13 protein-coding genes are annotated in these 12,707 nt (G+C 67.2%); 6 read left to right on the forward strand and 7 right to left on the reverse strand.

Annotation, left to right across the window (positions count from 1 at the left end; translation table 11 throughout):
• Positions 1 to 121 precede the first annotated feature (121 nt).
• Complete coding sequence (locus ABZV40_RS08465) at positions 122 to 958, reverse strand: GNAT family N-acetyltransferase (protein WP_355437547.1); 837 nt, start codon at positions 956 to 958, stop codon at positions 122 to 124.
• A 99-nt stretch (positions 959 to 1,057) separates the two neighbouring features.
• Here ABZV40_RS08465 and ABZV40_RS08470 point away from each other — a divergent pair, with 99 nt between their 5' ends.
• Complete coding sequence (locus ABZV40_RS08470) at positions 1,058 to 2,380, forward strand: FAD-dependent oxidoreductase (RefSeq protein ID WP_355437549.1); 1,323 nt, start codon at positions 1,058 to 1,060, stop codon at positions 2,378 to 2,380.
• Positions 2,370 to 3,557, forward strand: a complete 1,188-nt coding sequence (locus tag ABZV40_RS08475) for an MFS transporter (protein WP_355437551.1) — start codon at positions 2,370 to 2,372, stop codon at positions 3,555 to 3,557. Before ABZV40_RS08470 ends, ABZV40_RS08475 begins: the two co-directional genes overlap by 11 nt.
• Here the strand turns inward: ABZV40_RS08475 and ABZV40_RS08480 are convergent.
• Positions 3,554 to 3,955: an arsenate reductase ArsC gene (locus ABZV40_RS08480; protein ID WP_355437553.1), complete on the reverse strand. Its 402-nt coding sequence runs from the start codon at positions 3,953 to 3,955 to the stop codon at positions 3,554 to 3,556. The two genes, ABZV40_RS08475 and ABZV40_RS08480, sit on opposite strands and share 4 nt — an antisense overlap.
• Before the next feature lie 63 nt (positions 3,956 to 4,018).
• Entirely contained in the window at positions 4,019 to 4,438 is a 420-nt protein-coding gene (locus ABZV40_RS08485) for a hypothetical protein (RefSeq protein ID WP_355437555.1), read from the reverse strand.
• A 204-nt stretch (positions 4,439 to 4,642) separates the two neighbouring features.
• Between ABZV40_RS08485 and ABZV40_RS08490 the strand changes: the two genes are divergently transcribed.
• The 3 genes from ABZV40_RS08490 to ABZV40_RS08500 are packed head-to-tail and all read left to right on the forward strand — an operon-like array spanning position 4,643 to position 7,074.
• A complete protein-coding gene (locus tag ABZV40_RS08490) occupies positions 4,643 to 4,972 on the forward strand; it encodes a metalloregulator ArsR/SmtB family transcription factor (RefSeq protein WP_355437557.1) in 330 nt (109 codons plus the stop codon).
• 37 nt (positions 4,973 to 5,009) lie between these two features.
• Positions 5,010 to 6,113: an ACR3 family arsenite efflux transporter gene (gene arsB, locus ABZV40_RS08495; protein ID WP_355437559.1), complete on the forward strand. Its 1,104-nt coding sequence runs from the start codon at positions 5,010 to 5,012 to the stop codon at positions 6,111 to 6,113.
• The gene (locus ABZV40_RS08500) at positions 6,100 to 7,074 is read left to right on the forward strand and encodes an ArsO family NAD(P)H-dependent flavin-containing monooxygenase (RefSeq protein WP_355437561.1); all 975 of its coding nucleotides are present in this window, start codon (positions 6,100 to 6,102) and stop codon (positions 7,072 to 7,074) included. The genes arsB and ABZV40_RS08500 overlap by 14 nt, the downstream gene beginning before the upstream one ends.
• On the opposite strand, the gene ABZV40_RS08505 is transcribed toward ABZV40_RS08500, so the two are convergent.
• Positions 7,064 to 7,411, reverse strand: a complete 348-nt coding sequence (locus ABZV40_RS08505; protein ID WP_355437563.1) for a metalloregulator ArsR/SmtB family transcription factor — start codon at positions 7,409 to 7,411, stop codon at positions 7,064 to 7,066. The two genes, ABZV40_RS08500 and ABZV40_RS08505, sit on opposite strands and share 11 nt — an antisense overlap.
• 79 nt (positions 7,412 to 7,490) lie before the next feature.
• Here ABZV40_RS08505 and arsM point away from each other — a divergent pair, with 79 nt between their 5' ends.
• The gene (gene arsM, locus ABZV40_RS08510; protein ID WP_355437565.1) at positions 7,491 to 8,387 is read left to right on the forward strand and encodes an arsenite methyltransferase; all 897 of its coding nucleotides are present in this window, start codon (positions 7,491 to 7,493) and stop codon (positions 8,385 to 8,387) included.
• Between the two features lie 144 nt (positions 8,388 to 8,531).
• Here arsM and ABZV40_RS08515 read toward each other — a convergent pair whose 3' ends face one another.
• From ABZV40_RS08515 to ABZV40_RS08525, 3 genes are all read right to left on the reverse strand, one after another.
• A complete protein-coding gene (locus ABZV40_RS08515; RefSeq protein WP_355437567.1) occupies positions 8,532 to 9,287 on the reverse strand; it encodes a class I SAM-dependent methyltransferase in 756 nt (251 codons plus the stop codon).
• A gap of 394 nt (positions 9,288 to 9,681) precedes the next feature.
• The gene (locus tag ABZV40_RS08520) at positions 9,682 to 11,475 is read right to left on the reverse strand and encodes a hypothetical protein (RefSeq protein WP_355437569.1); all 1,794 of its coding nucleotides are present in this window, start codon (positions 11,473 to 11,475) and stop codon (positions 9,682 to 9,684) included.
• 9 nt (positions 11,476 to 11,484) lie between these two features.
• Complete coding sequence (locus ABZV40_RS08525) at positions 11,485 to 12,294, reverse strand: hypothetical protein (protein ID WP_355437571.1); 810 nt, start codon at positions 12,292 to 12,294, stop codon at positions 11,485 to 11,487.
• Between the last annotated feature and the right edge of the window lie 413 nt (positions 12,295 to 12,707).

Here is a 12,707-nt window from a genome sequence, read left to right on the forward strand (position 1 = left end):
AACTCGCCCGGCCGGCCAGTTAGGTGGATGAAGGGCGCCTTCATCCACGTCAGGTGGAGGAAGGCGCCCTTCATCCACCTCACCAGACGGCGAGTCGCGAACACGACTTCTGGCTACCTGCTCAGTTGGTTGCCCGGCGTTCGAGGAACACGGTGTCGCGCCACACGCCGTGGTGCTGGGCGATGCGTTCGCGGACGCCGAGCGTGCGGAAGCCCGCGGAGTGGTGCAGGGCGAGGCTGGCGCGGTTCTCGGGGAAGATCGAGGTCTGCAACGTCCACAGGCCTGCGGCGTCGGCGGCGGTGACCAGCTTGTGCAGCAACGCCTTGCCGACACCTCGGCCGCGGAAGTCGGCGGCGACGTAGACGGAGTGCTCTGCGACACCCGCGTAGCAGTCCCGTGTGGACACCGGTGCGGCGGCCGCCCAGCCCGCCACCGTGCCGTCGATCTCGGCGATCCAGCGGTGGTCGCGCAGCCACTTGGCGTCAAGCGCTCTGCGTTGGGGGACTTCGGTTTCGAACGTCGCGTCGCCGGTGGCGATGCCCTCGGTGTAGATATGGCGCACGGCGGTCCAGTCCTCGCCGCGCATCGCGCGGACGGTCACGTCGAGCGGCAGGTTCTCCGGGCAGCACGGGCGGGGTGCGAGCACGCCCATGACAACCTCGGCGGCGTGCGGCAGGCCGGTGCGGCACGACGGGTTCACGCTGACGCGGGTGGCGGTGCCTTCCTTGTGCACCCGCACGAAGCCGACCTCGGCCAGCTTGCGCACGTGGTGTGAGCAGGTGGACTGGCTGATGACGAGCAGTTCGGTCAGCTCGCCCACGGTCATCGTGCGGCCCGAGGTGGCGACGGCGTGCAGCAGCCGCACTCGGGTCGGCTCGGCCAGGCACGCGAACCATCCCGCGCAGGTCGCGGCGTCGTCGGCGGGCAGCGCGGCTGGGGAGGCCGCTGTGGTCGTCATGCCGTGAAGTATCGACGCAAATCGATGGTTGCGTCAATCGATCGCGGTCGATACAGTCCCTGGTGCTGATTCGAGAAACTTCGATACAAGGGGTGTGTGGTGAGCGAGTTGCCAGTCGTCGTGGTCGGTGCCGGACCTGCGGGTTTGTCCGCGGCGGCCCATCTGGTCGAGCGAGGCGAGCGGGTGCTCGTGCTGGAGGCGGGCGACCGGGCCGGTGCGGCCGTGTCGCAGTGGAATCACGTGCGGCTGTTCTCGCGCTGGAGCGAGCTGGTCGACCCGGCGGCCGGGCGACTGCTGGCCAGAACCGGGTGGGTGCGCCCGGACGGCGACCGCTACCCGACCGGCGCGGAGTGGGCCGACCTCTACCTGACGCCGCTGGCCGAGGCACTTGGAGACCGGGTGCGGTTCGGGGTGCGCGTGGTCGGTGTCGCGCGGCGCGGCCGGGACCGGGTTGTCGACGCGGGCCGTGAGGACGAGCCGCTGACCGTGCACCTGCAGAGCGGGGAACGGATCACCGCCCGCGCGGTGATCGACGCCTCTGGCACGTGGGGATCGCCCAATCCGCTTGGCGGAGACGGGCTGCCTGCGGCGGGGGAGAAGGCGGCGGCCGCGCAGATCAACTACCGGGTGCCGGACCTGGCGGCTGAGCGCGGTCGGTACGCGGGCAAGCGGATCGCCGTCGCGGGCAGCGGGCACTCGGCGCTCACCGCGCTGGTCGCGCTTGCGGACCTGGCCGAGCAGGAGCCGGGCACGAAGATCGTGTGGTTGCTGCGGCGAGGTGCCGTCGGGAACGTCTTCGGCGGCGGTGAGGCAGACCAACTGCCCGCGCGCGGAGCGTTGGGGCTGCGGGCGAAGCGGGCGGCCGAGGCCGGTCACATCGAGACCGTCACGGGGTTCCGCACGGCCGCGGTCGAGCGTGGCGAGGACGGCAAGCTCATCCTGGAGTCGTTCGACGGCCACCGCGTCGAGGGCATCGACGAAGTCGTGGTGCTGACCGGATTCCGGCCGGACCTGTCGTGGCTGTCGGAGATCCGCCTGGACCTGGACCCGGTGCTGCAGGCACCGGCGAAACTCGCGCCGTTGATCGACCCGAACGTCCACTCCTGCGGCACCGTCTACCCGCATGGCGAGAACGAGCTGCGCCACCCCGAGCCGGGTGTTTACCTGGTGGGCATGAAGAGCTACGGCCGCGCACCGACGTTCCTCGCGCTCACCGGCTACGAGCAGGTCCGCTCCGTCGTCGCCGCCATCGCCGGTGATCACGAGTCGGCGGGGCGGGTGGAGCTCGTGCTGCCGGAGACAGGAGTCTGCGGGGGTGCGGGCGTGTTCGACGCTCCCTCGGAGCAGAAGAACAGCGGCGGCTGCTGCGGTGCACCAGAGGCAGTTGACGTGACGATCGGTCTTGCGCCCAGTGCACGCTGACACGACGGCGCAGCCCGGCACCGGTGCCGGACTGCGCCGTGTGCTGATCGTCTTGTGCGCCACCGAGATCATCAGCTGGGGTGTGCTCTACTACGCCTTCCCCGTGCTGCTGCCGACCATCAGCTCGCGGACCGGGTGGTCGTACGCGGCGATCACGGCCGGGTTCTCCGCGAGCCAGATCGTCGCGGGCCTGGTGGGCATCCCGGTGGGCAAGCTGCTCGACCGGCACGGCCCGCGCGCCGTCATGACCACCGGCTCCGTCGTCGCGGTGCTCGCCCTCGTCGGGCTGGCGACCGCGGACTCGTTGGTGTGGTTCACCGCCGCGTGGCTGCTCGCTGGTGCCGCGATGGCCGGGGTCTTCTACGCGCCCGCGTTCGCCGCGCTGACCCGCTGGTACGGGCCGCGCCGGGTGTCCGCGCTGACCGCACTGACCCTGGTGGCCGGGCTGGCCAGCACCGTGTTCGCGCCGCTGACCGCCGTGCTCAACGACCGCCTGGACTGGCGCGGTACCTACCTCGTGCTGGCCGGGTTCCTCGCTGTCACGACGATTCCGCTGCACCTGTGGGGTTTGCGGTTGCCGTGGCCGGCGATCGAGCACGAAGCCGTTCACGCGCCATCGGCGGTGGCGCGGAGCAGGCCGTTCCTGGTGCTCGTGGTCGCGATGAGCCTGGCCGCGTTCAGCGTGTACGCCGTGGTGATCAACCTGGTCCCGTTGCTGACCGAACGCGGCATGACGACCTCGGCCGCCGCGATCGCGCTCGGTCTGGGCGGCGTCGGCCAGGTGCTCGGCCGGCTCGGCTACGCCCGGCTGGCCGCGAACACGTCGGTGCGCACCCGCACCCTGCTGATCCTCTTGATCAGCGCGGTCGTGACGACCTTGCTGGGCGTCGTGCCCGGCCCGGCCCTGCTGCTGATCACCGGCTCGGTCCTCGCGGGCGTTGCGCGCGGGATCTTCACGTTGGTGCAGGCGACCGCGATCACCGACCGGTGGGGCCCGGTCCACTACGGACAGCTCAACGGTCTGCTCATCGCACCGGTCATGCTTACAGCCGCGGTCGCACCGTGGGCGGGCAGCGCCCTGGCGGCGGTGCTCGGTGGCTTCCCGGCGGTGTTCGTCGTGCTCGGCCTGATCGGGGTGCTGGCGGGCGTGCTGTCGACCGCCAGCGTGCCGCGTTAGCCGAGCAGTTCGGCGACCAGGCCGCGGACGCGGCGGTCGATCTCGTCGCGGATCGGCCGCACTGCGTCGATGCCCTGGCCGGCCGGGTCGTCGAGCTGCCAGTCCAGGTAGCGCTTGCCGGGGAACACCGGGCAGGTGTCGCCGCAGCCCATGGTGATCACCACGTCGGAGGCCTCGACGTCCTCGGTCGTGAGTTTCGAGGGCACCTCGGCGGTGATGTCGAGACCCCATTCGGCCAGCGCCTCCGCGGCGGCCGGGTTCACCTTCTCCGCGGGCGCGGATCCCGCTGAGCGGACGGCGATGCGGCCCAGTCCGTAGTGCTGCAGCAGTGCTGCGGCCATCTGGGAGCGGCCCGCGTTGTGCACGCAGACGAACAGCACCTCGGGCGTCTTGGACACGGTCATCTCCTTGTCGCGGTGGTTCTCATCATGCGTGATCCAGGTGAACAGCGGGGTGGCGTCTCAGCCCTGGAGAAGTTCGGACAGCAGGCCGCGCACCCGGCGGTCGATGTCGCCGCGGATGTCGCGCACGGTGACCACCACGTCGGCGGCCCGCACGACCTCATCGGTCAGCGGCTTGGGGAACGCCTCGGTCAGCTCGACGCCGAGCTCGGCCGGCGCGTCGGTGGTGCCGGTCGGCTTGCTGCCCGCCGAGCGCACGGACACCTTGCCGAACGCGTGGTGTGCGAGCGGCGCGGCGGCGATCTGGGAGCGGCCGGCGTTGTGCACGCAGATGAACAGCACCTGCGGCACGGTGATGGTGGTCAGGCCGTCAGCGCGGCCCTGGCCGGTGGGCCTCTGCTTGGCGAACCGCGCGGTCAGGATCGGCAGGCAGGTGGTGACCGTGGCGTTCTCGGCGAGCAGGTCGTAGGTCTCGTCCACGACCTCGGCGACGGTCTCGCGGCTGAACGCGCCCGTGGAAGCGGTCGGAGAGTTCGTCGGTGATCCGGAGCAGCTGGGCGGTGAGCTCGTGCTGGGGAAGTCCGCGGGTGCGGGACATCAGATCTCCTTGGACCGAAGTTCGTCGATGCATATCACACCCCCGTGTATCGACTTTTGTCAATCCAAGCGGCTATGGTCATCGCCATGACCAGCCCGGACCAGACCCTGCTCGACTCGGCGACCGCCGCCCGCCTGTTCAAGGCGCTCGGCGACCCGATCCGCGTCGAGCTGGTCGGCCTCGTGCGCCGGACCGAGGGGCAGGAGGCGTGCTTCTGCGACCTCGCCGACCAGTTCGACATGCCGCAGTCCTCGCTGAGTCATCACCTCAAGATCCTCGTCAACGCCGGCGTGCTCAGCCGGGAACGCCGCGGCACCTGGAGCTGGTACCGCATCGACAACGCCGCCATCGACGCCCTCGCCGCGGTGCTGGCGCCGGGAGGGCCGCTGCGCGACACCAGCGCCTGCTGTGACTGACCTGACAACACCTCGCGCCGATGGCCGCCATCGGGTGATGACGCCTGCCCACACCGAGGAGAACCCGTTGAGCACCACCGAAACCGCGGCACCGGACGTGCTGCACCGACTGTCCTTCCTGGACAGGCTGCTGCCGGTGTGGATCGGCGTCGCCATGGTCGCCGGCCTGATGCTCGGCCGGTTCGTCCCCGGCCTGCAGGGCGTGCTGGACGCGGTCAAGATCGGTGAGGTGTCGCTGCCCATCGCGCTCGGCCTGCTGCTGATGATGTACCCGGTGCTCGCGAAGGTCCGCTACGACAAGCTCGACACCGTCACCCGTGATCGCCGCACCATGCTGCTCTCGCTGGTGCTCAACTGGGCTCTCGGTCCCGCGCTGATGTTCGCGCTGGCCTGGATCTTCCTGGCCGACCTGCCCGAGTACCGCACCGGCCTGATCATCGTCGGCCTCGCCCGCTGCATCGCCATGGTCGTCATCTGGAACGACCTCGCCTGCGGCGACCGCGAAGCCGCCGCGGTCCTCGTCGCGCTCAACTCCGTGTTCCAGGTCGTCATGTTCGGCGTGCTCGGCTGGTTCTACCTCGACCTGCTGCCCGGCCGGCTCGGCCTCGACACCGCGTCGGTCGGCTTCTCCGCGTGGGAGATCGCCAAGTCCGTCCTCATCTTCCTCGGCATCCCATTGCTGGCCGGCTACCTCAGTCGCAAGCTGGGCGAGCGGTCCCGAGGGCGGGACTGGTACGAGTCGAGGTTCCTGCCCGGCGTCGGCCCGATCGCCTTGTACGGCTTGCTGTTCACGATCGTCATCTTGTTCGCGTTGCAGGGTGAGACCATCACCAACCGGCCGCTCGACGTCGCCCGCATCGCCGTTCCGCTGCTGGTCTACTTCACCATCATGTGGGCCGGTTCCTACGCGCTGGGCAAGGCGTCCGGACTCTCCTACGAGCGCACCACCACGCTGGCGTTCACCGCGGCGGGCAACAACTTCGAGCTCGCCATCGCCGTCGCGATCGGCGTGTTCGGCGTGACCTCCGGCCAAGCGCTCGCCGGTGTCGTCGGCCCGTTGATCGAGGTGCCGGTGCTCGTCGCCCTCGTCTACGTCAGCCTGTGGCTCCGGCGCCGCTGGGTAGCACGTGCTCAGCTCTGACGTCGTCGTGATCGGCGGCGGCCAGGCAGGTTTGGCCGCCGCCTTCTACCTGCGCCGCGCTGGAATCGACCACGTGGTGCTGGACGCGCAACCCGTGCCGGGCGGGGCGTGGCCGCTGATGTGGAACTCGCTGCGCCTGTTCTCCGTCACCCGCCACAGCTCGCTGCCCGGCTGGCCGATGCCGTCCTTTCCGGACGGATACCCGACCGCGCAGCATGTGGCCGACTACCTCGCCGCCTACGAGAAGCGCTACGACATCCCCGTTCAACGGCCAGTCCGGGCGTCGTCGGTGACGCGCGACGGTGATCGGCTGCTGGTGCACACCGACTCCGGAACCTGGTCGGCGCGGCACGTCATCAGCGCGACCGGAACCTGGTGGCGGCCCTTCCGTCCGTTGATGGACCTGCCCGGTCTTCAGCTGCACACCGTCGACTACCGCGACCCACTCGAGTTCGCCGGCCGGAAGGTCGTGGTGGTCGGCGGCGGCAACTCCGGCGCTCAGATCGCCGCGGACCTGGTGCCGCACGCCGACCTGACCTGGACGACCCGCCGGCCACCGCGGTACATGCCGGACGAGATCGACGGCAAAGCGCTGTTCGACATCGCCACCCGGCACGGCAGCGTCAGCGAGCTCGGCGACATCGTGGCCGTCCCACCGGTACGCGAAGCCCGCGACAACGGACTGCTCGTCGCCACGCCGATGGATGCCGAAGCGCTGTCCGGCGCTGACGTCGTGGTGTGGTGCACCGGGTTCCGTCCCGCCGTGAGCCATCTCGCCCCGCTGCGACTGCGTGACGCCGACGGCCGCCTCGCCGTCGACGGCACGACCGCCGTGGACGAGCCGCGCTTGCACCTGCTCGGCTACGGCGGCTGGACCGGCCCCGCCTCCGCGACCCTCATCGGCGTCGGGCCGACCGCGAAAGCGACGGTCGCGAAGATCGCCGCGTCGATCAGGCCGTGACGGGCCGGCGCACGCTGCTCAGCATCGCGGCCATCCGGTCAGTGGTCTCCGGACGCACCCAGTAGTAGACCCACGTGCCCCGGCGCTCGCAGTCGACCAGACCCGCCTGACGCAGCAGCTTGAGGTGATGCGAGATCGTCGGCTGAGACAGCTCGAACGCGGGCGTCAACTCGCAGACGCACACCCCGCCCTCGGTGCGTGACGCGATCATCGACAGCAGTCGCAGACGCACCGGGTCGCCGAGCGCCTTGAACATCGCCGACAGCTCGGCAGCCTCCTCTGCGGCCAACGGCTCTTCTGACAGCGGCTCGCAGCAGCCCGACGCTTGCTTCGACATATTTCAATATTGACGGCACTTCGGGCTCTGCGCAACACTGCATAGACAGAGTTCAATACAGCCTGGAGGTGGACCGCTCATGAGCGAGCAGACCGACCTGCGCGAGACCGTCCGCGCCCGCTACGCCGCAGCCGCGACCGCCGTCACCCAGGGCGGAGGCGGCTGCTGCGGACCGCAAGCAGTCGAGGTCGACGAGACCTTCGGCGCCACGCTCTACCCGGCGGCCCAGCGCGACGAGCTGCCCGCCGAGGCGGTGGCGGCCTCGCTCGGCTGCGGCAACCCCATCGCCGTCGCCGAACTGCGCGAGGGCGAGAGGGTGCTGGACCTGGGCTCCGGCGGCGGCATCGACGTCCTGCTCTCGGCACGCCGGGTCGGCCCGACCGGCAAGGCCTACGGCCTGGACATGACCGACGAGATGCTCGCGCTCGCCCTGTCCAACGCCGACAAGGCCGGCGCCACCAACGTCGAGTTCCTCAAGGGCAACATCGAAGCCATCCCGTTGCCCGGCAACACCATCGACGTCGTGATCTCCAACTGCGTCATCAACCTCTCCGTCGACAAGCCCGCCGTGTTCGCCGAGACCTTCCGCGTCCTGCGCCCCGGTGGCCGCGTCGGCATCTCCGACGTCGTCGCCGACGACCACCTCACGCCCGCTGAACGAGCCGAACGCGGCTCCTACGTCAGCTGCATCGCCGGCGCACTCACCTTCACCGAGTACCGCGAAGGACTGGAAGCCGCCGGCTTCGCCGATGTCGAGATCACCCCGACCTCCGAGGCAGCCGACGGCATGCACTCCGCCATCGTCCGCGCCGTGAAGCCCCTCGACATCAAGCCCGTGACTTCAACCGCGCCTACTCGGGAAGCAGACTCGTGCTGTGGCGTGAGCGCTTGCTGCACAACCGACGAACGGGCTGTCGACCCAGGCGTCACCGTGGCCGAAGCGAAGACCGCCTCGGGGTGTGGCTGCCAGGGGTGACGGCAGGAACTGTCGTTTGCCACCGTCGTGGGACCACCGACTGCAGGTGATCCACTGAGAGAACAGGTTCGGAAATGCCAACGAGACGACGCAAGCCTCCTGGTCGCAACCGCGCGGTCCGGCCACGGACTGAGAGCCCGTTGTCTATACCTTGCTCGCCACCACCATGTAGTTCTCGGCCTCAGGGTTGAACGTGCTCATTTCCGGCTGGAGTCCGACCCGGTGCAACTCGACTTCGAGTTCTTCGTATCGGTAGGGCCAGCTCGACAGCAGTTCCGAGCGGGCAAGAACCGACCCAGCCGTATCCACTTGCGCGATCGCAATCTCGATGTGGTGCTCGTCCTCCCAGTTCGGCGCAATGTCCCAGCGGTAGACCACGACGGCATCGCGACCGTTCCGGCGGACGAGTCGGTCACTGATGTCCAGCCGGGAACCTCTGGCCCTCACGAGTTCCCACGTGCGGGAGGTGAGCACCAAGCGCCCACCACGGCGCAGAAGCCGTGACATCGACTCCAGAGCAGCGACTCTGCCTCGCGCGCCCTCGGCGTGGTGCAGCGAGTTGCCAACGCAGAACACCATGTCGAAGGTGTCGTCATCGAAATGGTCGGGCAACTCTTGCCAGTCCGCCCGCACCGTCCGGACAGATGTCCTGAACTCCTCGGACAACTCCGCAGTCCGGCGAACCATCGCTTCGCTGGCGTCAGTTGCGACAACGTGCAGGCCAAGACCGGCGAGGCCAACCGCCAACTGCCCGGTCCCGCACGAACAATCGAGGACGTGAGCATTCGGCGGCAGAAGACTGAGGACGTCATCGAACGACGCGGCGAACTCGGCCGGAGCCAGCTTTGCATCTGAGATGAGCCACTCGTACACCTCGGCAAGCGAGTTATAGCCACTCACACCTACTACCTCCGTCACGCAGCAGATTCACGGTGGCCATCAGTACATCAGCGGAGCAAGTCGGTCACCAACGGTTTTCGCAAGGGCAACGCGTCCGCGCATGCCGCATTTCGGTTGTACGGGAACGCAGCGTTCGCCAATCGTCAGCGCGACAACCTTGGTCGGGAAGCTCCTGGCCAGTGGCTCTTGATCGCGAACTGACGCACGGCCTGATCTTTATGAAGGGCTCTTTCATCCACCTGGAGTGGATGAAAGAGCCCTTCATAAAGATCAACACTCGCGGGTATGTCCGGCATGTCCGATGGGATCGCTCCCACAGACCGGGCTGCTCCGCGCTCGTGCACAGCACCACATGACGGACCGCTGGATCGAGAATCCACGTGTCACTCATCGATCACCTTCTCAGCTGTGTCTCGATCATGCGCTGATCGACCGGGCCAAGGGTGATGCCGAGATATTCTGTGTAGGCATTGACCAGCGCGGCAACCTCACGAGCGGCTGTCGTGTCACCGCGCACAGCCCTCAGGGCCACGGCGCTGAGCATCTCCTGAACGTCAAGCCTCACGTCCAGTTCCAAGGCCTTCGTCTCCAGTGACGCGAAGCGCGCCATTCGGCCGTCGGGATCCGAAACACCGGCGGCGAGGGCGGCTCGAACCGAAGACATCGCTTGTGCGCGCTCGCCTTGCCACGCGAAAATCATGGCTTCAACGAGGTTGAATTCTGCCGGAACGCTCGCGAGGGTCTGAGTTTGCTCGTTCAGCACGGTTCTGACCAGTTCAAGACCTTTGGGCTGCTGGTCAGGTATCACCGCATCGAGGGCTCTCCTGAGTCGATGGCGGCCCAGCAGCGTCTCCGTGATGTTCGTTGTTTGCCCCAGCGTCGCCCTCACCAGTTCGCGCAACACCACGTCTGAATCTCTCTCGAGAAACGTTCGTTGCCGCTCGAACGCGTCGGCCAGAACCAGGGCGGCCGTCCGGGCATCAACGCTGCGGATCGCGTCGACACAGCTGATGATGTCGTCGAGCCAGCTCGCCTCGAACTCTTCTTGCGTTCCACTGTCACTTTCCGTGGTTTCAGCGGATGCGGCAAGAAGGCGATCGGTCATCCGTTTCACAATCCGTTCGGCCGATGGCAGGAGCATGAACGGTCGATTGATGAAACTGCAGTGATCGTTGCTCTCGCTCGGACGCTGCTTCAGCAGTCGCACCACACGCTCGACAGCCGGCGGATGAGTCCCGCGCACTCTCGAAGCGTTGCCGGCAGGAGCTGTTTCAGCGAAGAACTTTTCCAGCACCACGTCGACGGCGAGCGAAACGAAGGGAGCAGCGATCAGACTCTTCTGCTTGGTCGCCGGAAGCAACGCACGATCGTCCGAACGCGCGGCATCGATCACTGCGAGATCAAATTCTTCACGGGCCACGCCAAGAGTCAGGTCGTAACCGATTTCGTCTGCCTGAAATTCCTGGTCATGACTCTTGCGAAGCGCCTCTATCGCGCCGACCTCGGTGTTGACCGGCAGCGTCTCAGTGGCGGTTCCCGACAGGTGACCCAACAGAACGTGGCCGTACTCGTGTGCCACGACGAATTTCAGCGCGGCGTCCACCATGCACTTGACAGCTATCGCGATCATTCCGCCGTTGACCGGCCGGGGGCCGTAGAACGGGTCCCCGTTTCTGAGATAGCTGGCGAGCACTTCTGCCACGCCGTCGGCTGCCTGCATGCTCCGGATCGAATCGGAGTCGTCCGGATCTCCACGCCACAGGAAGTTCACGACCTGCCCCAACATCGAGATCATCCCGGAGTTGACGAGCACCAGGAAGCCACCGTCGACCTTCACGGTCGCGCAATTGATGGACCCGGTGGGGAACTCGCCCACGAAGACGTCGTGATGAAACATCTCAGCGAACTTCGGCAACGACCTGATCGTCGCCTCCACCTCTGCCGCCGAACTCTCGATCATGATCGTCGCCGTGTGCCGGGTCTCGGCATGACCGGACTTCCGCATCCGTTCATAGCTCGCCAGGATCATTTCCGCCATGGGATCGTCACGCGACCTGGCTTCCTCGTACATGATGCGAACCATCTCGCGCTCTGCAGCCTCCCTGGTGCGCAGCGATGGCAATCTTCTCGGTCTGAGCCCGTGCCGAGCGAGATACTTCTCGTATTCGGCCCTGAGATTCTCGTTCACCTCTCCACCTCAGCCCCGGGTCAGCTCGCCGTCGGTCAGGGTCTCGAAGGTCAGCGACTGTTCGAGCTCTCGATCCGCTCGGACGAGTGACGGCGTCAAGTCGGCCAGCGAAGGATCACTGGCTCGCAAACTCCTGGTTTCGAGCTTCGGCTCCGAGAAGAAGCTGGTCTTGAGCCGGGCGAGCTGGAACAGCGGTGTCACGTTCTTGCCGCCGATCATGTTCACCGTGTCGCCCTTCTTGTACTTGATGGTGACACCGGCGTCCGCTGCGCCCAAGGCCGCGACCACACCGGACAGGTCGACCCTGGAGCTGAGCTCAAGCAGCGAATTGCTCGATCTCGAGATCAGCACGGTCGCACTGGGCGCCTTCAGCAGCCGGATGACGACCAGCCAGTCCTTCTCCCAGCGCCCCATTCTGAACGCGTCGATGACCTGACCGCGCAGGTTCAGCCGATCTCCGATTTCCGACTCAAAAGTTTCCGGTGCGTGAACGACGAAAGCACCCGTGCTTCCGAGCTCTACTTTCAAACCGACCTCGGCGGCACCGACATGAGCGAACGACGGATTGACCTCGCCGGCCGCTTTGAACGAAACCGAGACTTCGGACCCGGAGGAGATGTCCAGCGAACTGGAGTCGGCGTCCACCTCTTCGTAGTACTTGAGGCCGAGTTCGCGGAGACTGCCGACCTTCTCGAACAGGTATCCGTTCAGAACTCCGATGTCGCCGATCGCGAAGTGCGTTCCAGGCAGCCAGGCGGGCCAGTAGTTCTGGAGCTTTCGCTTGATGCCCTTCGAATACAGTTCGACCAGCTCCGCCATGTGCGCTCCTCGATCGTCGAAGTCAGCGCCGATCGGCAGACTGCGGCGCTACCAAGACAAATCGCCACAAGCACGTCAGTCGTTGCAGGCGTCCGGCATCGCAGGAGAGTGGCGCCAACCGCGGCCACCGCCCCGCCAGGACCAACCCACAAGTCGAGGTCGGCAACCAGTTCACGAACGTGCCGGTAGCCACCACAAGAACTCGGCAAGCTCGTCGCCGAAGACTTGGCGCTCGTTGCTCAGCCTCGCCTGCGAGGTGAGGGGGCTGAGTCAGCTTGGGGCGTGTCCGCCCGACGATGGACCGATCCCACGAGTTTGACCGTCCGATGTGAACGATCGTCACTGTCCTTTGTGGACCCCTGCGGAAACCGGGGGCGTTTGACGTCTGGGCCCAATGCGACTCTGCGGGTCCT

It is taken from the genome of Lentzea sp. NPDC004782, assembly GCF_040609115.1.
Taxonomy (GTDB): domain Bacteria; phylum Actinomycetota; class Actinomycetes; order Mycobacteriales; family Pseudonocardiaceae; genus Lentzea.

Coding starts and splice junctions, on each gene's coding strand:
- arsM (WP_355437565.1), top strand. CDS start 7,491: ATGAGCGAGCAGACCGACCTGCGCGAGACCGTCCGCGCCCGCTACGCC.
- ABZV40_RS08505 (WP_355437563.1), bottom strand. CDS start 7,411: ATGTCGAAGCAAGCGTCGGGCTGCTGCGAGCCGCTGTCAGAAGAGCCG.
- ABZV40_RS08465 (WP_355437547.1), bottom strand. CDS start 958: ATGACGACCACAGCGGCCTCCCCAGCCGCGCTGCCCGCCGACGACGCC.
- arsB (WP_355437559.1), top strand. CDS start 5,010: ATGACGCCTGCCCACACCGAGGAGAACCCGTTGAGCACCACCGAAACC.
- ABZV40_RS08525 (WP_355437571.1), bottom strand. CDS start 12,294: ATGGCGGAGCTGGTCGAACTGTATTCGAAGGGCATCAAGCGAAAGCTC.
- ABZV40_RS08490 (WP_355437557.1), top strand. CDS start 4,643: ATGACCAGCCCGGACCAGACCCTGCTCGACTCGGCGACCGCCGCCCGC.